The organism is Methylobacterium sp. CM6247 (genome assembly GCF_054817925.1).
This window is the reverse complement of the sequence record NZ_JBTXKX010000003.1, coordinates 477637-501232: the sequence shown is the minus strand read 5'-3', so window position 1 is coordinate 501232 and position 23596 is coordinate 477637. Positions and strand designations below refer to the sequence as shown.

Sequence of the window (23596 nt, the reverse complement as noted above, 5' to 3'; positions counted from 1 at the left end):
TGCCATGGTCACGATCGTCACCGACACGGTAGGAGGAGGGGCCGGGACTTGAAGCGCCGGGCCGTCACGAGGCCGTCAGTACGCCATGATCCGAAACCACCTTGTTGGGGCATCCCTGCCGACCCGCCGCTCGCTGTTCCGCGCCGCCGCGCTCATGGGCGCTGCTAGCCTGACGCCGGGCCTCGCCGGCTGCGTCGCCGACGGGCTCGTCACCGGTGGGACCGGACCCGAGCGCCAGTCGAATCTCGACGTCAGCCCGATCCTATTGGTGGCGACGACGCGCAAGCCCGTGGGCAACCCGCCCAAGAGCCCGTATTTCAGTTCCGAGCGCGGCCGCGGCCTGAGCTTTGCCGAGGTGCGCCTCTCAGCACCGGACCGGTCGCTCATCGGCAAGGTCTCCTCCGTGGTGTCTGGCGATTGGGCGGTGACCGCCGTGCCGCAGGTGGAGACCGGGGCGGGCGCGGCGGCGGCTTTCACCCAGGCGGCCTTCGGGCGCGACGTGCTGATTTATGTCCACGGCTACCGAGAGAGCTTCGCCTCGGCGGCGGTCAGCGCAGCCCGGCTCTCCGACGGCATTCATTTCAGGGGCGCATCGGGCCTTTTCACCTGGCCGTCGGCGGCCGCCACCTTCGATTACGGCTACGACCGCGAGAGCGCGCTGTGGTCACGCGACGCGTTCGAGGACCTGCTGAAGTCGCTGGCGAGTTCGCCGAGCGGCGGGCGCATCAACATCGTTGCCCATTCCATGGGAACTCTCCTGACCCTGGAGACCATCCGCATGCTGCGTGCCGAGGCCGGCGAGGCGGCGATGGCGCGGATCGGTGCCATCGTCCTCGCGGCGCCTGATATCGACATCGACCTGTTCACCGGCGCGGTGGAGCGAATGGGGCCGGACGTCTCGAAGATCACGGTGATCTCTTCGACCAACGACCGCGCACTGGAACTCTCCGGTGCCATCGCGGGCGGCGTCGTCCGTGCGGGCGCGGCCGACCGCGAGCGGCTGGAGGCCCTGGGCGTGAGGGTGGCGGATGCGTCCGATTACGGCGGCGGCCTCATCAACCACGACTTGTTCCTGTCGAATCCCGAGGTCCAGGGCGTGGTCAAGCGCGCGATCGGCCGGGCGGCCGGTGGAGCCTGAGCGCAGCACCGCACCGGACAACGCGAGAGGTCTTGGTGTGAGGTCTTGGCTTGAGGTCTTGGCTTGAGGTCTTGGCTTGAGGTCTTGGCTTGAGGTCTTGGCTTGAGGTCTTGGCTTGAGGTCTTGGCTTGAGGTCTTGGCCTCGGCCCCGTTCGCCCCTACACGAGCGGCTGTCGGGCTGACGATTCCCACACCGACGCGGCCGCCTTCCGGCGCGCCCAGAACGAGGATTGTGCGATGTTCACTCTCGATATCGATGGCGTGGCCATCGCGGTCATCAACGGGACCGAGGAAACCGCTCGCGACCTGTTCACCTGCGACGGCTTCAAGGAAGACATCCAGGCGATGAAGAGCGACGGCAAGGTGCTGTGGAACGGCACGTCCGAGCTCAAGATCCGCCCCGCCACTGAGGATGAGATCGAAATCTTCGAGGATGCTCTGGCCGAGGACGATTCGGAGGAAGACGCTCCGTTCGAGCCCGACATGCGTCATGCCAAGAGCGCCGAAGAGCCCGATGAGGACGAAGACGAGGACGGCGAAGACGACGCCGACATCGTGTTCCTCGTGGATATCGACGAGGATGCCGGCCTCGATTCCTAAGGCCTGATCCCGCAGGATCATCTCACGCCGATCGCCTCGCCCGGACACGGGCGGGGCCTTGTATCGCGATCTCCCCTGCCAGCTGTTGACGGCGGCTTCTGCGAGCTATCCCTGATCCACTGGGGCATCTGCCGGGATCGGGCAAGGTCTCGAACACGGCGTGGGCTCGATGCCTGCGACGAGTCCCGGCACAGAGCGAGGACCGCATGACTTTCCGCTTCGAACACCTCCATCTTCGCAGTCAGGACGCCGTGACGGCGGCTGGTTTCTACGTGGAGACCTTCGGCGCCCGCGAGCTCACCCGTGACGGCGGCGCCACCGTGACCCGCGTCGTCCTCGACCTCGGTGGGCTCACCCTGTTCATCGAGCATGCACCGGAAGCCGGCCCTTCTGCCACGCCGCCTAACCGGGGCATCGAGCATATCGGCCTGGCGGTCGACGACCTCGACGGCACGGTCGCCGATCTGAAGCGTCGCGGCGTCGCCTTCGTCATCGACATCACCGATGTCCGCCCCGGGCTTCGCACCGCCTTCCTCAATGGGCCGGACGGGGTTCGGATCGAGCTGCTGCAGCGCGGCTGATCCGATCAGTTCGCGGCCGGTCGCGCCGCCTTGGCGGGTATCCTGCCGGGCGGGACCGGCGCGTCGCCCATGGCCTTGGCGGGTGCCACCGGCGCCGTCTTCTTCGGCGTGATGGAGCCCGTGATGACCGCATCCCGCATCGGTACCGCCGGCGAATCGATGCCGTAGATGTCGTCGCGGAAATGGGCGCGACCATCCGGCGTGGCGTAGCCGGTGAGATACACGAAGGTCACCGGGATCTGTTTCGGCAGCTTGATGTCGACCCGCTCGTTGGTGGCGATGTTGGCCTCGATCTCCATCGGTCCCCAGGTCGAGCCGGGGCCGTTGGGGCCGGGCGTACCCTCCAGCAGCCAGCCCGCCAGTTCCTTCACCTGAGCCACCCGCACGCAGCCATGCGAGTGGAACCGTACCTCCCGTGCGAACAGCGATTTCGACGGCGTGTCGTGCATGTAGACCGCCTGCTTGTTCGGCATGTCGATGCGGACCTGACCGAGGGAATTATCGAGGCCCGAATCCTGGCGAAGCGTGTAATTCGCCGCCTTCTCGCCCGCCCAGTCGATCGTCGTCGGATCGACCTCGACGCCGCCAGGGCCGAGGATGCGGATCCGCTCGCGGGCGAGATAGCCCGGATCCTCCCGCATCTTGGGGATGATCTCCTTCTTGATGATGGAGACCGGCAGGGTCCATGTCGGGTTGAGGTTCACGTCGGTGATGCGCGCCTCGATCCGCGGCGTCGCCTTGTCGGGCTTGCCGACCACGGCCACGTAGCGGCGCACGACGACGCCATTCTCCACCGCCTCCACGGCGGCGGAGGGAATGTTCACCACCACGTAACGGTCGCCATAGGGAAAGTTGGAGCCGATTTGCCGCGCGGCCGAGGCCGAGAGCTGGCGCTGGCGGGTCGCCGCCGGCACGTTGAGGGCGGTCACTGTCTGGCGGCCGATCATGCCGGTCTCGGGCAGGCCGTGGCGGGCCTGGAACGCCTTGACCGCCGAAACGAGGACGGGGTCGAGCAAGTCCGAACTCGGCACGCCGGCCGGCAGGTCCCCGGTGAGCACGAGGTGCTGTCGGAGTGCAGGGATGTTCGGGTCGCGGCCACCCGGCTTGATCGTCAGATCGGCGGGCAGCGTACCCCAGCCGCCGGCATCGACGATGGCCTGATAGCGCTCCGCCATGCGGAACGTGTCGAGGAAGGTCGAGGGGGCAAGCGTCGGCACCGGATCGTCGGAGACCCGCGCCACCACGAGGGGAGGGAGTTCCCGGGATTTCTTCGGCGCCGCCGGAGCCGGCTCCGCTCCCTGAGCCAGCGGGGCGGATTGCGGGGCCGCGTTCCCCGATGTTTGTGCGGATTTCGGGGCCGCGTCGGTTTTCGGGCTGGGCTCGGCCCTGGGAGCTGGCTTGGCGGTGGCGGGCGGGGCCTCCGGAAGGGATGGAGCCGGTTCGGCTCGAACTCCTGTGAGGCACAGCATCAGCGCGAGCGGCGACAGGCCGGCACGCAGGATCGACGGGAACACGACGCAACGCGACGACACAGGCAACCCTCGTGAGCAGAGAGGTCCGGATCATGCGGGCCGGATGGTTACCAAGTTCCCACCCATTCCCATCCGCAGGCCCTGACAAATCGGGACGCCTCGCCCTACCTCCAGCCCAATCCGAAACGTCGAGGAGGTCAGGCCATGATTCATCATCCCGCGATCCGGAGTGGCGGCACGGCCGTCGTGACGGGGGCCGCGAGCGGCATCGGCCTCGCCGCCGCCAAGCGGTTCGCCGCCTCGGGCATGAGGATCGTCCTCGCCGACCTGCCCGGCGAGACGCTGGAGACGGCGCGTGCGGAGATTGCGGCGACGGGCGCGCAGGTTGTGGCGTGCCCCACCGATGTCGGCCGGCGCGAGGACGTGGAGGCCTTGCGCGAGGCGGCGGGCGGGCCACCCGCCATCGTCATGCTCAATGCCGGCATCGAAGCGGGCGGCCGCCACTTCTCGGACGAGGCGACGTGGCGGCGCATCCTCGACACCAACCTCTGGGGCGTCGTCAACGGTATCCAGGCCTTTGCGCCCGCCATGGCCGAGGCGAGCGCACCCGGCGCGATCATCGTCACCGGCTCGAAACAGGGGATCACCACGCCGCCGGGCAACACGCCCTACAATGTCTCGAAGGCGGGCGTGAAAGTGGTCGCCGAGGCCCTGGCTCACGACCTGCGCGGGCGCGACGGGGCCAAGGTCAGCGTGCATCTCCTGATTCCAGGCTTCGTCTATACCGGCCTCACCAGGGCGCGGGGCGTGGCCGAGAAGCCCGACGGCGCCTGGACACCGGAGCAGACGGTGGAGTTCATGATCGAAGCGATGGGGCACGGGGACTTCTACATCCTCTGCCCCGACAACGAGACCACCCGCGCCCAGGATGAACGTCGCATCGCCTGGGCGGCGGGCGATGTGATCGAGAACCGGCCCGCTCTCTCGCGCTGGCACCCCGATTACGCGGATGCCTTCAAGCGCCATATGGGCTGAGCGGGGGCTCGGCCCTTTTATCGGCCGATTGGCCTGTTGAAGCTTGGGCGTGCGCTTGGTCCCGGCTATGGCGGGTGCCTTGCATGGTACGGGACGGATGTCGGTCCTCACGAACGCGATCCACGGCAACAGCCCCGTCATCGGGGATATCAGAACGGGAGCCGCCCTTTGGCCACCATCATCCCAGTCGCTTCCTTCGATTGCGTCGTGTTCGGCGCCACCGGCGATCTGACCACGCGCAAGCTGTTGCCGGCCCTGTACTACCGCTACAAGGACGGCCAGATCCCCGGCACCAGCCGCATCATCGGCGCATCGCGCTCGGAGATGAGCGCCGATGCCTTTCGCGAGCGCGCACGCGATGCGCTCAAGCGCTTCGTCCCGGCCCGAGATCTCGTCGAGGACAAGCTCGGCGCCTTCCTCGATCACCTCGATTACGTGGCCGTGGACGGGGCCGGCGACGACGGCTGGGAGGATCTCGCCGCCAAGCTCGCGGAGCGGCCGGACCAGGTCCGGCCCTATTATCTCGCCACTTCGCCCGACCTCTACGGCTCCATCTGCCGTAACCTGTCGGTCCACGGGCTCATCGGCGAGAAATCGCGGGTCGTGCTGGAAAAGCCGATCGGCAAGGATCTGAAGTCCGCCCGCGCGATCAATGACGCGGTCGGCGAGGTCTTCCCCGAAGAGCAGATCTTCCGCATCGATCATTACCTCGGCAAGGAGACGGTGCAGAACCTATTGGCCCTGCGCTTCGCCAACACGATTTTCGAACGTCTCTGGACGGCGGACGTCATCGATCACGTGCAGATCACCGTGGGCGAGACGGTGGGTGTCGAGGGCCGGGCCGGCTATTACGACACGTCGGGCGCGTTGCGCGACATGGTGCAGAACCACCTGCTCCAGCTTCTCTGCCTGATGGCGATGGAGAGCCCGCTCACACTCGATGCCAATTCGGTACGGGACGAGAAGCTGAAAGTGCTGCGTGCGCTGAAGCCGATTACGCCCCACGATGTCCAGTCCGTCACCGTGCGCGGCCAGTACGCGGCCGGCGCAGTGGACGGCAAGCCGGTCCAGGGTTACCGCGCCGATCTCGGCGGTGAGACGGAGAGCCGTACGGAGACCTTCGTCGCTCTGAAGCTGGAGGTGCAGTCCTGGCGCTGGGCCGGCGTGCCGTTCTACATCCGCACGGGCAAGCGCCTGCCCCAGAAGCTCTCCGAAATCGTGGTGCAGTTCCGCGCCTCTCCCTTCTCGATCTTCCCGGCCGAATCGTTCGGGCGCGAGCCCAACCGTCTCGTCATCCGGCTCCAGCCTGAGGAAGGGATCAAGCTCGAAGTGATGACGAAGGACCCCGGTCCGGGCGGCATGCGGCTGCGCCCCACCAACCTCGACATCTCGTTCGAAGAGACCTTCAAGCAGCGCTATCCCGATGCCTACGAGCGCCTCTTGATGGACGTGGTGCGCGGCAACGCCACCCTGTTCATGCGCCGCGACGAGGTGGAGGTGGCCTGGGCCTGGGCCGATTCGCTGCTGAAGGCCTGGGCCGACAGGCCCGAGCCGCCCCGCGCCTATCCGGCCGGAAGCTGGGGGCCAACCGCTGCCATCGCCCTGATCGAGCGGGATGGACGGACCTGGCACGAGGAGGTGCACTGACCGGAGGGAGGCTGCACACAGGAGAGAAGTTATTTGTGTGAGGCTAATAAAAACAACTAATCGGGCACTCCCTCGACAGGCCGTTGCCCGACGCCTACACGTCTGGAGAGTATCGCCCCTCCAACATCAAGACCTACGCCCCCATGGAAAAGCTCGACTCGGCGATCGGGATCAATCGTCGCTACCTCCATGACGAAGTCGTGGACCGGATGCGGGATCTGATTCAGTCGGGAGAGCTCGAACCGCGCGCGCGGGTGAATGAAAGCGAGCTTACCGAGCGGTTCGGCATCTCGCGCACACCGCTTCGCGAAGCGATCAAGATCCTCGCCACCGAGGGGCTGCTCGAATTGCTGCCGAACCGGGGCGCCCGGGTGGCCAGCCTGTCTCAGGCCGAAATCGAGGAGATGATCGAGGTCATCGCCGGACTCGAGGCGACGGCCGCCGATCTCGCCTGCCGCACGATCGGCGACGACGAGATCGCCGCCATCGAGCAGGACCATCACGACATGGTCAGGGCCTGGAAGGACGGCGAGGAAGCCACGTATTTCCGGCTCAACCGCGCGATCCACGAGGCGATCATGGCGGCCAGCCGCAACTCGGTGCTGGGCACCATCTATGCGAGCCTGTCCGGCCGCATTCAGCGATCGCGCTACGCTGTCCACCAAACCGCCGAGCAATGGAGCCGGGCCGTCTCCGAGCATGAGCGGATGATCGCGCTGCTCCACGCCCGTGATGGCGAGGCGCTGGCCACGGTCATGCGTGACCATATCCGCTCGAAGACCCCGGTCATCGCCGAGAATTTCGGCGCCGGCGAGTGAAGGACCGGGACTTGGTATCACCCCGGCATTCCGTGATCGGCAATCCCGAAGCTCCGCTATCCGGGCCCCGGGACGCCGTGGCGTAACGACGTTGGGCGGTGCTGCTCAGGCCGCGCGGATCGTTGCGAGGAACTGAGCCACTTCCGCGTTGAGATGCTCCGATTCGCGTGAGAGCTCGGAGGCCGAAGCTAGGACCTGGGAGGCTGCGGCGCCCGTCTCCTCGGCGGCCCCCGCCACGCTCGCGATGGTGGTCGTCACCTCGCCGGTCCCCTCCGCGGCCTGGTTGATGTTGCGCACGATTTCCTGCGTCGCCGCACCCTGCTCCTCGACTGCCGCAGCGATCGACGTCGCAACGGTGCTGATCTCGCGGATGCGGGCCGTGATGGTCTCGATGGCCGTGACGGCTTGACCGGTGGAGCCCTGGATCCGGCTGATCTGGCTGCCGATCTCGTCTGTCGCCCGCGCGGTCTGGTTGGCGAGTTCCTTGACCTCCGCCGCCACGACGGCGAAGCCCCGGCCCGCCTCACCGGCGCGCGCGGCCTCGATGGTGGCGTTCAACGCGAGGAGGTTGGTCTGGCCCGCGATGGTGGCGATCATCGCGACGACGTCGCCGATCTTTGCGGCCGCATCGCTCAGATCCTTCATCTGCGCACCTGTCCGCGTCGCATCCTCCACCGCACGGTGAGCCAAGCTAGTGGAGCCATCGACCTGACGGCCGATCTCCATGACGGACGAGCCGAGCTCCTCGGCCGCCGCCGCCACCATGGTGACGTTGGTGCCCGCCTGCTCCGCCGCTGCCGCCACGGAGACCGATTGCTGCGCGGTCTGCGTCGCCGTGCCCGACATGCTCTGTGAGGTCGCGCGCAACTGGGTCGCCGCCGCCGAGACGCGGGTCAGGATATCGCCGACCGCATTCTCGAAACCATCGGCCAATGCGAGGGCGGCGATCTTGCGCTGGGTCTCTGAATCGGCACGGGCCTGCGCGGTTTCGGCTTCCAGGATACGGGTCCGCACCAGATTGTCCCGGAACGTGTCGAGGGTGCCGGCCATCGCGCCGATCTCGTCGGTCCGCCCGATACCGGGGATCGCCACATCGGTCTCGCCGGAGGCCAGCCGGCGCATCGCCGCCGTGATCCGCTCGATGGGACGCGACACGCCGAGGAGAGCGAACGCCATGGCGGCCAGCGCCATGGCGACGGAAATGGCGAGCATCGTCCGTGTGGTGAGGACCGCCTCAGCCTGTTCTTCGCGCGCCGCCACGCTCGCGGCGGTCCCGGCCTGCCCATTGAGCTCTACGAGCTTGCGCGCGGCGGCGGTCGCGGCGAGGTACTCGGCATTCATCGGGCCGCGAAAGCGCTCGGTCAGCGACGCGCGCTGGCTGGTATCGATCTCGAGCAGGGCGTTCCAACCCTTCTGCAGGACCTGCCATTTGGCGGAGAAATCATCGAACAACGCCTGTTCCGAGGGCGAGCTGATGAGGGGAAGATAGGCTGCTCTGCCCTTCTCGGCGTTTTGAATCATGTCGCCGACGTTCTTGATGCTCAGGGCACGCTCGGCCTCGTCATCCGCCATCAGATACCGGAACTGCCAAAGGCGGGTCCGCATGACCAGCGCGCTCAGGCTATGGGCCGCATCGACGGAGGGGAGCGCGTTCGAGGCCAGCAATTCGATACGGCCACCGATGGCGTCGAGCTTCCGCAAGGCAACCACACCCTGCACCGTCGTAATGATGGCGAGCGCGGTGAAGAGGCCGATGAGCGTTGTCTTGATGGAGGGGCGCATGAAACGATCCAGGGTAACGAGCGAGTCTGTGCAAGAGCGCCGTAACCATGGGGGGCAATCCCTAATGATTATTTTGCCCCCGCCCGAAAGCCTCATGAGAGACATCAACTGTTGTCATCAGGCCGATCTCACGCTGCGTTGTTGATCGAGCGCAGATTGACCACCAGATCGGAAAAGCGGTCACCCTGCACGATAACGTGGGCACGCAGTCGGTCCGCCGCTGCGATCTCGTCGCCGGCGACGATGGCGGCGACGATAGCTTCGTGCTCGGCGAGGGATTGCCCGAGCCTGTGGCGCGCTCGCAACTGCATCCGGCGGAACGGGGTCAGGCGCCGGTGCAGGAGCCGCGCCTGCTCGCACAGGAAGTCGTTGCGGCAGGCCCGATAAATCACCGTATGGAAGACGTAGTTCTCTTGGTAGTAGGTCTCGGGGTCGCCATCCGCCGCCGCTACGGCACAGGCTGCGAGAGCCTGTTTCAGGGCCTTCTCGTCGGCTGGAATCAGCCGGCGCGCGGCGAGCCGGCCGCATGAGGCCTCGATTTCTGCCATCGTCTCGAACATGGCGATGAGCAACTCAGGATCGGGGGCGCTCACGATGGCACCCCGGCGCGGCTTGATCTCCACGAGGCCGGTCATCGCGAGTTGCAGCAGAGCCTCACGGATCGGTGTGCGCGAGACTCCGAAGCGCTCGGCAAGCTCGGTCTCATCGAGGCGGGAGCCGAGGGCCAACCGGCCATCCACGATCTCCGTCTCGATCGTCTGCCGGAGGCTGAGCGATCGGCTCATAGCGATTCCACCCTTGTGTTTCCAATCGAAATTCGCATTCGCTATTATTCATGGGCGTTGACAAAATATACAAGACATAGTTCGCTGGTATATCGAATGGGCGTTGCAGTATAAATGTTGCGCCGCAATACAGCGAGACCGCAAAGGTCCGCATGGGAGAGACGCCATGACGTTGACACGCCGCGCCCTCGTCGCATCCGGCCTCGCCGCCCCCGCCATCCTGTCGATGGGGTTGAAGGCACAGGCGGCCACCACACTGAAGCTCTCCCACCAGTTTCCCGGCGGCACGATCGATGAGGGTGATTTCCGCGATCGCATGTGCCGGAAGTTCGCCGCCATGTTGGCCGAGCGGTCGAAGGGCGCTCTTGAGGTGCAGGTCTATCCGGGCTCGTCCCTGATGAAGACGAACGCCCAGTTCGGTGCCATGCGCAAAGGCGCTCTGGACCTGTCGCTCTACCCGTCACCTTACGCGGGCGGCGAGGTGGCCGAGATGAATATCGGCCTGATGCCGGCGCTGGTGAGTTCCTACGAGCAGGCCATCGCCTGGAAGAAGGCGCCGGTGGGCCGGAAGATCACCGAGATCCTCGATTCGAAGGGCATCCTCCTCGTGTCGTGGGTCTGGCAATCTGGTGGCGTCGCCAGCCGTGAGCGTCCCCTCTACGCCCCGGCGGATGCCAAGGGCCTCAAGGTGCGCGGCGGCTCGCGTGAGATGGACCTGATGATGAAGCAGGCGGGTGCGGCCACCCTGTCGATCCCGTCGAGCGAGTCCTACGCCGCCATGCAGACCGGCGCCTGCGATGCGGTGATCACTTCCTCCACCAGCCTGATCTCGTTCCGCCTGGAGGAACTGTCGAAGTCTCTCACCTCGGGTCGCGAGCGCTCCTACTGGTTCATGCTCGAGCCGATCATGATGTCGAAGATCGCGTTCGACCGCCTGCCCAAGGACCAGCAGGACCTCATCATGGCGATCGGCGCCGAACTCGAACCCTTCGGGCAGGCCGGCGCCAAGGCGGACGACACCAAGGTCGAGGAGATCTTCTCAAAGGCCGGGGCCAAGGTTCAGAACCTCGACGAGAAGACCCTCGGTCAGTGGCGCGACATCGCCCGCGAGACCGCCTGGAAGGACTTCGCGGGTAAGTCGGCCAGCTGCGCCGAGCTCCTCAAGCTGGCGGAGCAGGTCTCGTGAGCCACGCTTTCGACGCGGCCTCGGCCGCTTCAGAGACCGCCACGGCCGCGCCCGAACCCCGGATTCCCGGTGTGCTCGGGCATCTCGACCGGGGCATGAAGGCGATCAACCGGGTGATCATGCTGCTCGGCGGCATTGCCCTGGTCTGTGCCTGCCTCGTGCTCAGCTACAGCGTGGTCGTGCGCTACGCCCTGCACGAGCCCACCGACTGGCAGGACGAGATGGCGGTGTTCCTCATCGTGGGGGCCACCTTCTTCTCCGCCGCCGCCGTGCAGGCCAAGCGCGGCCACGTGGCGATCGAGGCCCTGAGCGGTCTGCTCTCGCCCCGTGTGAACCGCGCCCGCCTGTTGATGGCCGACATCATCAGCATCGTGTTCGTCACGTTCTTCGCCTGGAAGAGCTGGACCCTGCTGCACGAGGCCTGGGTGGACGGCCAAGTTTCGCAATCCTCCTGGGGCCCGCCCCTGTGGATTCCCTACGCGCTGATGGCGGTGGGAATGACCTTCCTCGGCCTGCAATTCCTGCTGCAGATCATCGAGGCGCTGACCTACGGCCCGCGCGCGGCCGGCTGGGCCAATCCGAAGGTCGGCCTCGGCGCCGATCTCAATGCACCTTCCCTCAAGACGGGCACCCACCCATGAGCGTCGCGGCCATCGGCTTCCTCTATGCGGGCGCCACGCTCAGCGCGATGCTCGCCGGCATTCCCATCGCCTTCGCGCTCGGCTTCGTGGCGCTGGCGTTCATGTTCTTCTTCATGCCCGGCGCCTCCCTCGATACGGTGGCGCAGAACGTCTACGAGGAGATGGCCTCCATCACCCTCCTGTCGATCCCGCTCTTCATCCTGAAGGGCGCAGCCATCGGCCGTAGCCGGGCGGGCCAGGACCTCTACTCGGCCATGCATGCCTGGATGCACAAGATTCCGGGCGGCCTCGGCATCGCCAACGTCTTCGCCTGCGCGCTCTTCGCCGCCATGGCGGGATCCTCGCCCGCCACCTGCTCGGCCATCGGCTCGGCGGGCATCCCGGAGATGAGGAAGCGCGGCTACTCGCCGGGCTTCGCCGCCGGCATCATCGCGGCGGGCGGTACCCTCGGCATCCTGCTGCCGCCCTCCATCACCATGATCCTCTACGCGGTCGCCGCCGAGCAGTCGCTCGGACGCCTGTTCCTCGCCGGCATCGGGCCGGGCATGCTGCTGGTCGGGCTGTTCGCCGCCTGGTCGGTCTATCGCTTCCGCTCGGAATACGCCGCTGCGAAAGACGCCTACGAGCGTCACGGCACCGCCTCGGCCATCCTGGCCGAGGACACCTACAGCATGCGCCAGCGCTTCTCGACGCTGCCGCGCGTGCTGCCCTTCGTGATCCTGCTCACCGGCGTGATGGTGGCGCTCTATGGCGGCTACGCCACGCCCTCCGAGACGGCGGGCCTCGGTGGCCTGCTGGCCCTTGGGCTCATCGCCATCATCTACGGCGTCTGGCGCCCGAAAGACGTGAATCCGATCCTAGCCGCGACCCTGCGGGAATCGACCATGCTGATGCTCATCATCGGCATGTCGCTCCTCTACGCCTACGTGATGAGCTACCTGCACATCTCCCAATCGGCGGCGGCCGCCATCGTGGCGATGCAGCTGTCCAAATGGGTGCTGTTGGTGACGATCCTCGGCCTCGTGATCCTGCTCGGCTTCTTCCTGCCGCCGGTCTCGATCATCCTGATGACCGCGCCGATCATCCTGCCGCCGCTGAAGGCCGCCGGGTTCGACCTCGTCTGGTTCGGCGTGGTGATGACCATCACCATGGAGATGGGGCTGATCCACCCGCCGGTGGGCCTCAACATCTTCGTCATCAAGAACATCGCCCCCGACATCCCGCTGAAAGACATCATCTGGGGCACGCTGCCCTTCGTGATCCTGATGGCCGTGGCGATCCTGATCCTCTGCCTCGTCCCCGGGATCGCCATGTGGCTCCCGAACTGGCTGTTGCCGACGACGCGGTAGGAATTCAGAGCGGTCGGCGACGGGCGGTTCGGACCCTAACAGTCCGGACCGCCTTTCGGCGTCCGGAACAGGCTGGTTCATCTCGACCTGACGCCTCGATGTAATTACAATAGTGTCGTTACACCGAGGCGGTGATGCTGCGTTTCATCTGGGACCCGGTCAAAGCCGCGAGCAATCTCAGAAAGCACCGCGTCACCTTCGCGATCGCCACGCGCGTCTTCGCCGATCCATACGCGCTCATGGAGCAGGATCGGATCGAAGGCGGTGAGCGCCGCTGGTTGACGGTCGGTCTCGTCGACGGATTGCTGGTTCTGGCGGTCGCACACCGTCACGGACGAGGAGGACGGTTCGGAGTCGATCCGGATCATCTCGGCCCGGGTGGCGGATCGACGGGAACGGAGGTTCTATGAGCAAGAACGATCACGTCGGATATGAATTCAATCCTCATCATCCGCCGGCTCTCACCGCTGCGGAGAGAGCCGAAATCGAAGCGCTGGCCGCCTTGCCGGATGACGATATCGACCGGTCTGATATCCCACCGCTCACGGAGACCTTCTTCGCGGGTGCCGTCCGCAACCCGTTCTACCGACCGCTTAAAATGCAGCTCACCACACGGGTCGATGCCGACGTCCTGGCTTGGCTGAAAGCCGGCGGCCGCGGCTATCAGACCAAGCTCAATGCGATCCTGCGGCAGGCGATGCTGCGCGAAGCCGCCAAGGATTAGAACCTCGAGCCGAAATGCCGATTTGGATCAAGGCCCCCGACCTGCGTGGCTCAGCCGTCAGAACCGCTCGGTCACGAAGGCCTCCGCCTCCGGCGAGGTCTCCGTCGATTCGGTGCGCAGCAAGGCGATGACCTCGGCGGCGTCTTTGGCCACGAGGTAGTTCAGCTCCAGCCCCTCGCGGATGAAGCCCTGGTCGCGCATGTGGTCAAGGAGCGTCAGCAGCGGCGTCCAGAAATCGGCGATCGAGAGTAGCAGGATCGGCTTCTTGTGCCGGCCGAGCTGCGCCCAGGTCAGCTGTTCCACGAGTTCCTCGAGGGTTCCGATGCCGCCCGGCAGCGCCACGAAGGCGTCCGACCGCTCGAACATCAGTCGCTTGCGGGTATGCATGTCGCCGACGACGATCGTCTCCTGGATGTCGTCGAGCATCCGCTCGCGCGATTTCAGGAAGTCGGGGATGATGCCGGTGACATGGCCGCCGGCATCTAGCACTGCCTGCGCGACTGTGCCCATCAGCCCGACATTGCCGCCGCCATAGACGAGGCCGAGCCCGGCATCCGCCAGGGCGCGGCCAAGCGTCGCCGCGGCCTCGGCGAAGGCCGGATCGCCGCCGAAGCCCGAGCCGCAATATACGCAGACATTCTTCACCGCGGCCATGCCGAGCCTCCCACGGTGAGGGGCAGACAGGCACCGCCCAGGGGCCAAACTGCTGATTTCGTGAATGATCCCGCCTTTCGGGGGGAAGCGCGATTTGGTGTTGAGATCATGTCGGCTAGTATGTCGCCATCAATCGACGCTTTGTCGACAGCCAGAGTCGAAACCCGGCGATGTTATCTGCCGCAAAGTCGATGGATTTGAGGAGAGCGGTGCCATGACGGCGGAATGGCGGCGAGGCCTGATTCTCGCGGGCGGCGGCCTGCTGGCCGGATTCGCCCTGGTCGTCGTGCTGTTCGGCGCGGGCGAGATGGTCAAGCGTGTTCAGGGCGACAAGCAGCCCGTGGCCGCGGCGGCGCTGCCCCGGTCGAATGAGACCAGCACGCCGGAATCGCGAGCGGCCGAATCGCCCGCGGCCGCCGGCTCGCCGGTGACTCCGCCCGTGCGCCGCGAGGAGGGGGCTTCGACGACGCCGGGAAAGTCGCCGTCCGGGGGGCGGGGCGCCACCGGACAGACGGGCAATCCATCCGCCGCGCAGGACCAGGCGCAGGCCCCGACCTTCGATATCATTCGCGTCGAGCCGACAGGCGAGACCGTGATCGCCGGTCGCGGAACGCCCAACACCACCGTCGAGATGCTGCGCGACAACCATCCGATTGCCCGTGCGCTCATCGACCCGTCCGGCCAGTTTGCCATCGTCCCGCCTGCGCTCCCCGCCGGTAGCAGCGAGATCACGCTGAGTTCGATCGGGGCCGACGGACAAGGTCGTCAGGCGCGGGAAACCGTCATGGTTGTGGTGTCCGCCGACCGTACCACCAAACCGCTCATCGCTCTGACTTCGCCCGACAAACCTACCGTCGTCCTGTCGCAGCCGGATCGTCCGACGGATGCGGCTGCGGCCAAGGTGGCGGGGAACGTACGGAAGGACACCGATCCGGCCCCGGCCGGCGCTGCGGGCCGGGCTTCCGTCGATGCCGCGAAGGGTAGCGTCGGCAAGGCTCTCGCGGGCCGAACCGATAGCGCCAAGTCTGGGAGTGGTAAGTCTGACAGTGGCAAGCCTGACGCTGGCAAGCCTGAGGATGCCAGGTCTGAAACGGCCAAGCCGGATGCCGTGCCGGTCAAAGTCGTCAGCGTCGATGCGGAGGAGGGCGGCCGCCTTTTCTTGACCGGACAAGCGCCGGCCGGTGCCACCGTGCGCCTCTACATCAACGACACGCTGATCGCCCCCGGCAGTGTCAGCGCCGACGGGCGTGTCTCGTTCACGATCGGGCGCGGCGTCGCCCCCGGGGATTACCGGATCCGCATCGATCAGGTCGATCCGGTCTCCGGCAAGGTGAAGAACCGGTCCGAGGTCGGCTTCGCCATGCCGAACCCGGCAAAGCCCGCTCTCGGCATCCGGCAGGAGGCGCCGGCCAACGGCGTGGCGGCCCTGACGCCACCCGCTCTTCCGAACAAGCCCTTGCCAAGCGCGGCGCTGGCGGCGAGGACGCATGCCAAGTTCGCCGGAGCCCAGGGATACGGGACCCTTCCATCCCCGTCCGAGCGTCCGGCTCAGGGGGCGCCGCAGGATGCCACGCCGAGCGCGCCTGCGTCTCCGATGACGATCGGCCGGTCGCAGCCGGGACCCACCACCGGCGAGGCTGGCGCGACATCCGCTCAGGCCCCGGCGGGCCAGCCCTCGGCCGCGCCGCAGAATGTGTTCGTGCCGGAGATCAACACGGCTCGGATCACGCGCGGCGACAGCCTCTGGCAGATCAGTCGGCGCGTCTATGGAAGGGGGACCCGGTACACGGTGATCTTCGACGCCAACCAGCCGCAGATCCGCAATCCAGACCTGATCTATCCCGGCCAGATCTTCGTCGTGCCGTCCGAAACCGCGTCGACTCTGCCCGAGGACAAGCGTCGTAGCTGAGACGAGGCCCGGTACCGCTCAGTCTGCAGCCCGGCCCTGCGCCGCCGGGTGCCTGTCTGGAACGGTTCGAGAGACTATATCGGGGGCTGAATTCGTCCACTCCTGGTTCATCCTCCCGAGTCTGTCTGAATGAGCACCGATCCCACTGCCGTGGCGAACGGCGGCACGCCGCCGCCCGAGCGTCCCGGCCTGTTCGCCACGTATCGGCGCCTGTGGCCCTATCTCTGGCCCCATACCCGGCCGGACCTGCAGCGGCGCGTCTTCCTCGCCTTTGGCCTCCTCCTCGTCGCGAAATTCGTGACGATGCTGACGCCCTTCACCTTCAAATGGGCGACCGACGCCCTCGTGGCGGCAGTGGGGGACAAGGACGGCCTCGGCGCCACGCTCCCCACGGGCCTGTTCGCGGCGCCGATGCTGATGATCGGGCTCTACGGCCTGTCACGCGTGATCATGGCCTTGCTCACCCAGGTGCGCGACGGGCTCTTCGCCAAGGTGGCGATGCATGCGGTGCGTCGCCTCGCGCTCCAGACCTTCGAGCACATGCACCGGCTCTCCCTGCGCTTCCATCTGGAGCGCAAGACCGGGGGCCTCACCCGAGTGCTCGAACGCGGCCGCGGCGGCATCGAAGAGCTTTCGCGCCTGATGGTGCTGACGTTGGTACCCACCATCGTCGAGTTCGTGCTGGTGATCGGCGTTCTCGCCTACGAGTTCGACTGGCTCTACTCGTTCGTCGTCTTCGTCATGGTGGCAGCCTACCTCGCCTTCACCTGGAAGGCGACGCAATGGCGGATCGAGATCCGCCGGCGGATGAACAACTCGGATACCGACGCCAACACCAAGGCGGTCGATTCGCTGCTCAATTTCGAGACCGTGAAGTATTTCGGTGCCGAACGCCGCGAGGCTGAACGCTACGATAGCTCCATGGCCAAATACGAGACAGCGTCGACCCAGACCTACGTTTCGCTCGCCGTGCTCAATGCCGGTCAGGCTTTGATCTTCACCATCGGCATGACGGTGGTGATGTGGCTCGCCGCGCGGGACATCATGGCCGGGCGAACCACGCTCGGCGGGTTCGTCCTCGTGAATACCATGCTGATCCAGCTCTCCATGCCGCTCAACTTCATGGGCATGATCTACCGCGAGATCAAACAGGCGTTGATCGACATCGACGACATGTTCCGGATCCTGCATCGCAACCCGGAAATCGCCGACAGGCCCGGCGCCAAACCTCTCGCGGTCTCGGCCGGTGTGGTCCGGTTCGAGGACGTGCGCTTCGCCTACGATCCGGCACGGCCGATCCTGCGCGGCGTCAGCTTCGAGGTGCCGGCCGGGCGTACGATTGCCATCGTCGGCCCGTCGGGGGCGGGCAAATCGACCCTGTCGCGCCTACTGTTCCGGTTCTACGAGCCGCAATCCGGCCGCATCCTCATCGACGGCCAGGACATTGCCTCCGTCGAGCAGGGCAGCCTGCGGGCCGCCATCGGCATGGTGCCGCAGGACACCGTGCTGTTCAACGACACGATCGGCTACAACATCCGCTACGGCCAGTGGGATGCGAGAGACGAGGCGGTGCGCGAGGCCGCCCGCCTCGCCCAGATCGACCGGTTCGTCTCCGCTTTGCCGGAAGGCTACGACACGCCGGTGGGCGAGCGCGGCCTGAAGCTCTCGGGCGGCGAGAAACAGCGCGTCGCCATCGCCCGCACGATCCTGAAGGGCCCGCCGATCCTCGTCCTCGACGAGGCGACTTCGGCCCTCGATTCCTTCACCGAGCGCGAGATCCAAGACGCCCTCGACAAGGTCAGCCGCGGTCGGACCACCCTGGTCATCGCCCACCGCCTGTCGACGGTCGTGAATGCCGACGAAATCATCGTTCTCGACCGGGGCGTCATCGTCGAGCGCGGCGACCACCCGACCCTGCTCGATCTCGGCGGGGTCTACGCTTCCCTCTGGAGCCGCCAGCGCGAAGCCGACGAGGCCCGAGAGATCCTCAAGCGCGCCGAGGAGGAGCGGGTCGATGACGACGTCCCGCCCTCGGTGGAGCGTGTGGCCCCTCAACCGAAAAGGCCCGTCGTACCCGAGCCGATGCCCGCCGAATAACGTATCGCAAGCGGCGGTACGTAATCATCTGTCGTCGTGTCCGGCTACATGATCCACACGCTGGAGGCGGCCTACTGGTCGGTCGGCACCACCCAGACCTTCGAGGACGTGCTGATCCTGACCGTCAATCTTGGCGAGGACGCGGATATGGTCGGTGCCGTCACCGGTCAGCTCGCGGGCGCCCTCTACGGCGCCTCGGCGATCCCCGAACGCTGGCTCCGGCCCCTCGCCTGGCGCGAGCGGATCGTCGATCTCGCCGATGCCTTGGCGGCGAAAGCCTGATACCGGGCGCATCGCGCGTTGCCGTCATGATCCGCGTATGGAAAACACCCGTGCGGACGCTCGTGCGAGGGTCGACCGGATCGTCCCCGTTTCGAGGGTATGAATGACCGTAGCGCCAACGGCCTTCTCGACCACGCGCCTGATCGTGATCCTGGCTTTCGCCGGCTTCGCCAGCACCTTTGCCGGACGGGCCATCGAGCCCCTCGTCGGCGTGCTCGCCCGCGATCTGCAGAGCGATCCGCATACAGTGGCGCTTCTCTCGACGGCTTTCGCGCTGCCCTATGCGCTAATCCAGCCGATCCTCGGGCCGGTCGGGGATTCGTTGGGCAAGGAACGGGTCATCGCGGTCTGTCTCGGCATCCTCACCCTGGCGCTCGCCGGATGCGCGGTCTCGGCCGATCTCACCGTGCTGTTCGGGCTCCGCATCCTGGCGGGCGCGGCGGCGGGCGGCGTCATTCCCCTGGCGCTCGCCCTGATGGGCGACCGTATCCCGCTGGAGCGCCGACAGGTCGCCATCGGCCGGTTCCTCGTCGCCGTCATCCTCGGCCAATTGTCCGGCTCGACCTTCGCCGGTCTCATCGAGGCCGATGTCGGTTGGAAGGGCGTCTTCGCCATCACGGCGGCGGTGGCGGCCCTCGGCTGTGCGGCTGCGATCCTCGGCTTCGAATGGGCGGCCGGCGCGGCACCCAAACGCTTCGCGCTGGGCGAAGCGGTGGCCCGCTACCGCACCATCGTCGCGATCCCCCGTGCGCGGGTCCTGTTCATCGCCGTCTTCGTGGAGGCCATCGCAGTCTTCGGCATCTTTCCCCATCTCGCGCCGTTGATCGAGGCGCGCGGGGAGGGCGGCCCCCGCGAGGCCGGGCTGGCACTGGCGGGCTTCGCCGCCGGTGGTTTGCTCTACTCGGCCTTCGTCGCCGTGCTCCTGCGCCTCCTCGGGATGCGGCGGATGCTGATCGGCGGAGGCGTAATCTGCGCCGGCGCCCTTCTGGTCATCGGCAGCGCGGCAAGCTGGCAGGTGGATTGCGCGGCCCTGGTGGCGTTGGGCCTCGGCTTCTACATGCTCCACAACACCTTTCAGGTGCAGGTCACCGAGGTGGCACCGACGGCCCGCGCCTCGGCGGTTTCGCTCCACGCCTTCTCGTTCTTCTGTGGCCAGGCTTTGGGAGTCGCGATCCTCGGCTCGGCGCTTCAGGGCCTCGGCCAGTTCACCGCCCTCGCGCTCTGCGCCCTCGTGATCCTGAGTGTCGGCACTGTCACCGGAAAGCTGCTTTCGCGGTAGGATCACGCGCCCATCGTCGGGGGAGGCTGCTACGCCTCTGCGAGCCCCGCATACCACTCGGCATAGGTCGTGTTTGCGACCATGCGGCGGTTCTGGTCGGGCGTGCCGTCCGTCCACCAAACGGGGCCGCGTTCGCCCAGACCGTGCTTGGCGGCGTCGACCGCCGCGCGGGCGCGCTTCATATCGGCCTCGTCGCCCGAGCGCTTGGCCTCCTTCACCGCGCGCCGGGCATCCATCAGCGCCTTGACGAGGTGCTCCCGCTTTTCTTCGCTCAGGTTCGGATTGGTGCGCCGCCAGAGGCGTCCCTTGACGACGATGTAGCGGCCGTCGGGGGTCTCCAGCACTGGCATCGGGAATCCGTCCCATCATCGCGGCAGGTCAGCACGGCAACGCGCGGGCGGGTGCCGGCGTGCCGCGTCAGCGGGGCAGGATCGGCGTGCAGACGAAGCGCCCGCCGCCCGGCAGGGGCACGATGGCGACGTCGACTCCGTAGAGGAGGCGCAGGGTCTCCGGCGTGACGGCTTCCTCCGGTCTGCCGAGCGCCAGGAGCCGGCCCTCGTGCAGGAGCGCCACCCGATCGCAGAGGAAGGCGTGGTCGGGGTCGTGCGTCGAGAGAACGATGCCCATGCCGCGTTCCTTCAAGCGCCGCACTTGGTCGAGGACGCGGGCCTGGTTGCCGAAATCGAGGCTGGCGGTGGGCTCGTCCATGACGAGGAAGCGCGGCTCCCCGGCGAGAGCCCTGGCGATGAGGACGAGCTGGCGCTCGCCACCGCTGATCTCCGTGTAACGCCGCTCGGACAGATGCCGGATACCGAGGGTTGCCAGGGCCTCGAGGGCGATCGCCGCGTCCGCTTTGCCGGGGGCCGCGAAGGCACCGAGGCGGCTCGCCCGCCCCATCAGCACCACGTCCTGAACGCGGAAGGGGAAGAAGGCGGCATGAGCCTGCGGAACGTAGGCGACGCTCCGCGCGAACCGCGCCCGCGACCACGTCGCCACATCTTCGCCGTCGAGGAGGATTCGCCCCGCCTTGGCCGGGATCAGGCCGAGGAGGGTCTTGAAGAGGGTAGTCTTGCCGCCGCCATTCGGGCCCAGAAGGCCGAGCACCTCGCCCGCTTCCAAGGTGAAGCCGATGCCCTCGCCGAGGGGCTTGGCGCCGTAGCCGAAAGCGAGGTTCTGGACCTGCAGGCTCACGCCCAGCCCCCCTTCGCGGTGGCCAGGAGCCAGAGGAAGAACGGTGCGCCGATGAGCGCGGTGAGGATGCCCAGCGGCACCTCGATGGGCGCGACGGTGCGGGCGACGAGATCCACCGCGAGGAGATAGCCCGCCCCCATCAGCAGGGAGGCCGGCAGCAGGCGGCGGAAATCCGGCCCGACGATCAGCCGCGCCACATGCGGGATGATGAGGCCGATCCAGCCGATCACGCCGGTGACCGAGACGGCGGCGGCGGTCACCAGCGTCGCGGCGGCGATGAAGAGCGGGCGCAGCAGGCGCGTCTCCACGCCCAGCGCACGGGCCTCCTCCTCGCCGAGACTCATCAGGTTCATCCGCCAGGCGAACAGGACGAGCGGCAGCAGGCCGAGCACCATGGCCGGCAGGATCGCTCCGACATCGCCGAGGCTGACGGAGGCGAGGCTGCCGAGCAGCCAGTAGGTGATGGCGGGGAGCTGGTTGTAGGGGTCGGCCAGCACCTTGAGCAGCGAGATCGCGGAGCCCAGCACCGCTCCGATGGTGACGCCGGCCAGCACCAGGGTGAGCACCGGATCGTGCCGCCGTACCGCGAGGCCCACCGCGTAGACCGCGCCCACCGCGAGCAATCCCCCGGCGAAGGCGAGGAGCTGGATCGCACCCACGGGGAGCGAGAGAAAGATGCCGAGCACGGCACCAAGGCTCGCCCCCGCCGAGACGCCGAGGATATCGGGCGAGATCAGGGGATTGCGAAACAGGCCCTGGTAGGTCGAGCCCGCGGCGGCGAGGGCAGCGCCGACGACGAGGCTCGCCGCCACGCGCGGCAGGCGCACCTGCAGCACGACGATCTGCGCGGTCGGATCGATGGAAGAGGTCAGCCCGAACAGTTTCGCCCAGAGGATGCGCGCCACATCGGCGACGGGCACGGAGTACTTGCCCGTCGCCAGCGACACCAGGACCAGCATCACCAGCGCGAGGAGCGGGAGTACGCCCGTCACCGCGAGGCGCAAGGCGGGCCGGGCTGCCAGGGAGGAGGCTGTCACGGGCGGGCCGCTCCTGCATCCTTCAGCAGGGTTTCCAGCTGCGCCGCGTCGAGGTCCACATGGTAAAAGCGCGTGTAGAAATCGCGCGTGATGCTCTCCATCGGCTCGGGGAAGAGGTCGGGATACAGCCGGCCCGCGAGCCAGCGCAGGCCGATCAGGCGGTTGATTCCCGGCGGCGAGTCGAACCAGCCGAAGGGCAGGCGCGGCGTCTGGTAGACCCGGCCGGCGCGAACGGCCCGTAGCGTGCTCCAGAGCGGATCGGTGGATATGGTCCGGTGGAAAGCCGGGTCGAGGGTGACGATGGCGTCGGGGTCCCAGGCCAGGACCTGTTCCGGCGAGATCGTCGTGAGCCCCGTGGCGCCCCCGCCCTCCGCGACGTTGTGGGCGCCGGCCAGGTCGAGGAGCTCGGTATTGATCGAGCCCGAAACCCCCGTCTCCAATCCGCGTGGCCCGCGAGCGTAGTAGACACGCGGTCGCCTGTCGGCAGGGATCGAGGTGATCCGGTCCTTCACCTCGGCGATCATCGCCTCCCCATGGGCGGCGAGATCCCTGGCCCGCTCTTGCACTCCCACCAGATCGCCGAGCTTGGCATAGGTCTCGCCCGTCCGGTCGATGCCGCCGTCGAGGAGAATGTAGGGGATGCCCGTCTGCGCCTGCACCCGGTCGGCGAGGGACGCATAGGTCGATGCCGTGCTGCCCACGTCGATGATGAGGTCCGGCTTCAGAGTGAGCACGGCCTCGACATTGGCGGTATTGCCCCGGCCGGTGAGCCGGCCATAAGCGGGCAGGCCACGCGTTTCCGGTGACAGGAAGGCGGCCTCGTCGGGGGAGGGGGCGCGGACCCAGCCGATCATGGTCTCGGGCGCCAGTGTGTAGAGCAGGACCGAGGCCGGCGGACCGGCGGCGAGGATGCGGCGCGCGCGCTCTGGCACCTCCACCGTGCGCCCGGCCGCATCGACGAAGGGGCGGGCAGCGCCTGCCTCTACGGTGAAGACGAGGCCCATCAGAGCCATCGCGGCGGCTGCGAGCACCTGCGTCGCGCGGGACGAAACCTGTCTGCGGCCGGCGGCCGGCGGGATGAAGCGAAGGATCATGGCCGATATCGTATCATGGCGGCGGGCGCCGCGCTCCGCGACGCACGCGCCGGGATCGGCCCGAGACCCGGAGTGACCGAACCGGCCTCTCGTTTGTCATCCGCGAGGGGCTGCTATACAGCCCCGGTCCATCGATCCGCCCGGCGGAGGTGAAGGCAGCGAGACCTGCCGACGTGATGGTCCGCCATCCTCCCGGTCCGGTGGGGCCGAGGGTGGCAAGCGCCCGATCCGTCATGGATCTGTCACCGCCGGCGGCGAGAGACGGTTGGTCGAGACGCCCGATCGAGGCGGCCGA

The 23596-nt window shown here is 67.2% G+C and carries 23 protein-coding genes; 15 read left to right on the top strand and 8 right to left on the bottom strand.

Annotation, left to right across the window (positions count from 1 at the left end; all coding sequences use genetic code 11):
* Positions 1-85: 85 nt before the first annotated feature.
* From ACYQOP_RS03210 to ACYQOP_RS03200, 3 genes are all read left to right on the top strand, one after another.
* Positions 86-1138 (top strand): alpha/beta hydrolase, encoded by a 1053-nt coding sequence (locus ACYQOP_RS03210; protein WP_056423623.1) that lies wholly within the window; start codon positions 86-88, stop codon positions 1136-1138.
* Between the two features lie 237 nt (positions 1139-1375).
* Positions 1376-1738 (top strand): hypothetical protein, encoded by a 363-nt coding sequence (locus tag ACYQOP_RS03205; RefSeq protein ID WP_018045358.1) that lies wholly within the window; start codon positions 1376-1378, stop codon positions 1736-1738.
* Between the two features lie 206 nt (positions 1739-1944).
* Positions 1945-2319 (top strand): VOC family protein, encoded by a 375-nt coding sequence (locus tag ACYQOP_RS03200; protein WP_461221115.1) that lies wholly within the window; start codon positions 1945-1947, stop codon positions 2317-2319.
* A 5-nt stretch (positions 2320-2324) separates the two neighbouring features.
* Here ACYQOP_RS03200 and ACYQOP_RS03195 read toward each other — a convergent pair whose 3' ends face one another.
* On the bottom strand, positions 2325-3851 hold the full coding sequence (locus tag ACYQOP_RS03195; RefSeq protein ID WP_461221114.1) for a L,D-transpeptidase family protein: 1527 nt from the start codon (positions 3849-3851) through the stop codon (positions 2325-2327).
* Between the two features lie 144 nt (positions 3852-3995).
* On the opposite strand from ACYQOP_RS03195, the gene ACYQOP_RS03190 reads away from it, so the two are divergent.
* From ACYQOP_RS03190 to ACYQOP_RS03180, 3 genes are all read left to right on the top strand, one after another.
* Positions 3996-4826 (top strand): SDR family NAD(P)-dependent oxidoreductase, encoded by an 831-nt coding sequence (locus ACYQOP_RS03190; protein WP_461221113.1) that lies wholly within the window; start codon positions 3996-3998, stop codon positions 4824-4826.
* Positions 4827-4994: 168 nt separating this feature from the next.
* Positions 4995-6473 (top strand): glucose-6-phosphate dehydrogenase, encoded by a 1479-nt coding sequence (gene zwf, locus ACYQOP_RS03185; RefSeq protein ID WP_056423632.1) that lies wholly within the window; start codon positions 4995-4997, stop codon positions 6471-6473.
* 143 nt (positions 6474-6616) lie between these two features.
* Positions 6617-7291: a GntR family transcriptional regulator gene (locus ACYQOP_RS03180; protein ID WP_207410388.1), complete on the top strand. Its 675-nt coding sequence runs from the start codon at positions 6617-6619 to the stop codon at positions 7289-7291.
* 105 nt (positions 7292-7396) lie between these two features.
* On the opposite strand, the gene ACYQOP_RS03175 is transcribed toward ACYQOP_RS03180, so the two are convergent.
* Together ACYQOP_RS03175 and ACYQOP_RS03170 are read right to left on the bottom strand one after the other, a co-directional pair.
* On the bottom strand, positions 7397-9073 hold the full coding sequence (locus ACYQOP_RS03175) for a methyl-accepting chemotaxis protein (RefSeq protein WP_461221112.1): 1677 nt from the start codon (positions 9071-9073) through the stop codon (positions 7397-7399).
* Positions 9074-9201: 128 nt separating this feature from the next.
* Positions 9202-9858 (bottom strand): GntR family transcriptional regulator, encoded by a 657-nt coding sequence (locus ACYQOP_RS03170; protein WP_056423636.1) that lies wholly within the window; start codon positions 9856-9858, stop codon positions 9202-9204.
* A gap of 166 nt (positions 9859-10024) precedes the next feature.
* On the opposite strand from ACYQOP_RS03170, the gene dctP reads away from it, so the two are divergent.
* From dctP to ACYQOP_RS03145, 5 genes are all read left to right on the top strand, one after another.
* Positions 10025-11044 (top strand): TRAP transporter substrate-binding protein DctP, encoded by a 1020-nt coding sequence (gene dctP, locus ACYQOP_RS03165; protein ID WP_461221111.1) that lies wholly within the window; start codon positions 10025-10027, stop codon positions 11042-11044.
* A complete protein-coding gene (locus ACYQOP_RS03160) occupies positions 11041-11685 on the top strand; it encodes a TRAP transporter small permease subunit (RefSeq protein WP_207410042.1) in 645 nt (214 codons plus the stop codon). Before dctP ends, ACYQOP_RS03160 begins: the two co-directional genes overlap by 4 nt.
* Positions 11682-13034: a TRAP transporter large permease gene (locus ACYQOP_RS03155; RefSeq protein WP_056423642.1), complete on the top strand. Its 1353-nt coding sequence runs from the start codon at positions 11682-11684 to the stop codon at positions 13032-13034. Before ACYQOP_RS03160 ends, ACYQOP_RS03155 begins: the two co-directional genes overlap by 4 nt.
* 134 nt (positions 13035-13168) lie before the next feature.
* On the top strand, positions 13169-13444 hold the full coding sequence (locus ACYQOP_RS03150) for a BrnT family toxin (protein ID WP_461221109.1): 276 nt from the start codon (positions 13169-13171) through the stop codon (positions 13442-13444).
* On the top strand, positions 13441-13758 hold the full coding sequence (locus ACYQOP_RS03145; protein ID WP_461221107.1) for a BrnA antitoxin family protein: 318 nt from the start codon (positions 13441-13443) through the stop codon (positions 13756-13758). Before ACYQOP_RS03150 ends, ACYQOP_RS03145 begins: the two co-directional genes overlap by 4 nt.
* A gap of 57 nt (positions 13759-13815) precedes the next feature.
* Here the strand turns inward: ACYQOP_RS03145 and ACYQOP_RS03140 are convergent, their stop codons facing one another.
* Positions 13816-14412 (bottom strand): LOG family protein, encoded by a 597-nt coding sequence (locus tag ACYQOP_RS03140; protein ID WP_461221106.1) that lies wholly within the window; start codon positions 14410-14412, stop codon positions 13816-13818.
* 214 nt (positions 14413-14626) lie between these two features.
* Between ACYQOP_RS03140 and ACYQOP_RS03135 the strand changes: the two genes are divergently transcribed.
* The 4 genes from ACYQOP_RS03135 (at position 14627) to ACYQOP_RS03120 (ending at position 19979) form a co-directional block, all read left to right on the top strand.
* The gene (locus ACYQOP_RS03135) at positions 14627-16321 is read left to right on the top strand and encodes a LysM peptidoglycan-binding domain-containing protein (protein WP_461221105.1); all 1695 of its coding nucleotides are present in this window, start codon (positions 14627-14629) and stop codon (positions 16319-16321) included.
* Positions 16322-16450: 129 nt separating this feature from the next.
* The gene (locus ACYQOP_RS03130) at positions 16451-18418 is read left to right on the top strand and encodes an ABCB family ABC transporter ATP-binding protein/permease (protein WP_461221104.1); all 1968 of its coding nucleotides are present in this window, start codon (positions 16451-16453) and stop codon (positions 18416-18418) included.
* A gap of 36 nt (positions 18419-18454) precedes the next feature.
* Positions 18455-18700: an ADP-ribosylglycohydrolase family protein gene (locus ACYQOP_RS03125; protein ID WP_461221103.1), complete on the top strand. Its 246-nt coding sequence runs from the start codon at positions 18455-18457 to the stop codon at positions 18698-18700.
* Between the two features lie 103 nt (positions 18701-18803).
* Positions 18804-19979, top strand: a complete 1176-nt coding sequence (locus ACYQOP_RS03120; RefSeq protein ID WP_419952035.1) for an MFS transporter — start codon at positions 18804-18806, stop codon at positions 19977-19979.
* Between the two features lie 29 nt (positions 19980-20008).
* Here ACYQOP_RS03120 and ACYQOP_RS03115 read toward each other — a convergent pair whose 3' ends face one another.
* The 4 genes from ACYQOP_RS03115 to ACYQOP_RS03100 all read right to left on the bottom strand — a co-directional run bounded on the left by ACYQOP_RS03115 (position 20009) and on the right by ACYQOP_RS03100 (position 23301).
* Positions 20009-20329 carry a hypothetical protein gene (locus ACYQOP_RS03115; protein WP_461221101.1) on the bottom strand — a complete coding sequence of 107 codons (321 nt, stop codon included), beginning with the start codon at positions 20327-20329 and terminating at the stop codon, positions 20009-20011.
* Between the two features lie 67 nt (positions 20330-20396).
* Entirely contained in the window at positions 20397-21170 is a 774-nt protein-coding gene (locus tag ACYQOP_RS03110; RefSeq protein WP_461221100.1) for an ABC transporter ATP-binding protein, read from the bottom strand.
* Positions 21167-22207, bottom strand: coding sequence for a FecCD family ABC transporter permease (locus tag ACYQOP_RS03105; RefSeq protein ID WP_461221099.1), 1041 nt, complete (start codon positions 22205-22207; stop codon positions 21167-21169). The genes ACYQOP_RS03110 and ACYQOP_RS03105 overlap by 4 nt, the downstream gene beginning before the upstream one ends.
* Complete coding sequence (locus ACYQOP_RS03100) at positions 22204-23301, bottom strand: iron ABC transporter substrate-binding protein (RefSeq protein WP_461221098.1); 1098 nt, start codon at positions 23299-23301, stop codon at positions 22204-22206. The genes ACYQOP_RS03105 and ACYQOP_RS03100 overlap by 4 nt, the downstream gene beginning before the upstream one ends.
* Positions 23302-23596: the final 295 nt, after the last annotated feature.

Coding starts and splice junctions, on each gene's coding strand:
- ACYQOP_RS03145 (WP_461221107.1), top strand. CDS start 13,441: ATGAGCAAGAACGATCACGTCGGATATGAATTCAATCCTCATCATCCG.
- ACYQOP_RS03175 (WP_461221112.1), bottom strand. CDS start 9,073: ATGCGCCCCTCCATCAAGACAACGCTCATCGGCCTCTTCACCGCGCTC.
- ACYQOP_RS03180 (WP_207410388.1), top strand. CDS start 6,617: ATGGAAAAGCTCGACTCGGCGATCGGGATCAATCGTCGCTACCTCCAT.
- ACYQOP_RS03150 (WP_461221109.1), top strand. CDS start 13,169: ATGCTGCGTTTCATCTGGGACCCGGTCAAAGCCGCGAGCAATCTCAGA.
- ACYQOP_RS03100 (WP_461221098.1), bottom strand. CDS start 23,301: ATGATCCTTCGCTTCATCCCGCCGGCCGCCGGCCGCAGACAGGTTTCG.
- ACYQOP_RS03130 (WP_461221104.1), top strand. CDS start 16,451: ATGAGCACCGATCCCACTGCCGTGGCGAACGGCGGCACGCCGCCGCCC.
- ACYQOP_RS03170 (WP_056423636.1), bottom strand. CDS start 9,858: ATGAGCCGATCGCTCAGCCTCCGGCAGACGATCGAGACGGAGATCGTG.
- dctP (WP_461221111.1), top strand. CDS start 10,025: ATGACGTTGACACGCCGCGCCCTCGTCGCATCCGGCCTCGCCGCCCCC.
- ACYQOP_RS03135 (WP_461221105.1), top strand. CDS start 14,627: ATGACGGCGGAATGGCGGCGAGGCCTGATTCTCGCGGGCGGCGGCCTG.
- ACYQOP_RS03115 (WP_461221101.1), bottom strand. CDS start 20,329: ATGCCAGTGCTGGAGACCCCCGACGGCCGCTACATCGTCGTCAAGGGA.
- ACYQOP_RS03200 (WP_461221115.1), top strand. CDS start 1,945: ATGACTTTCCGCTTCGAACACCTCCATCTTCGCAGTCAGGACGCCGTG.
- ACYQOP_RS03190 (WP_461221113.1), top strand. CDS start 3,996: ATGATTCATCATCCCGCGATCCGGAGTGGCGGCACGGCCGTCGTGACG.
- ACYQOP_RS03205 (WP_018045358.1), top strand. CDS start 1,376: ATGTTCACTCTCGATATCGATGGCGTGGCCATCGCGGTCATCAACGGG.
- ACYQOP_RS03155 (WP_056423642.1), top strand. CDS start 11,682: ATGAGCGTCGCGGCCATCGGCTTCCTCTATGCGGGCGCCACGCTCAGC.
- ACYQOP_RS03120 (WP_419952035.1), top strand. CDS start 18,804: ATGACCGTAGCGCCAACGGCCTTCTCGACCACGCGCCTGATCGTGATC.
- ACYQOP_RS03140 (WP_461221106.1), bottom strand. CDS start 14,412: ATGGCCGCGGTGAAGAATGTCTGCGTATATTGCGGCTCGGGCTTCGGC.
- ACYQOP_RS03210 (WP_056423623.1), top strand. CDS start 86: ATGATCCGAAACCACCTTGTTGGGGCATCCCTGCCGACCCGCCGCTCG.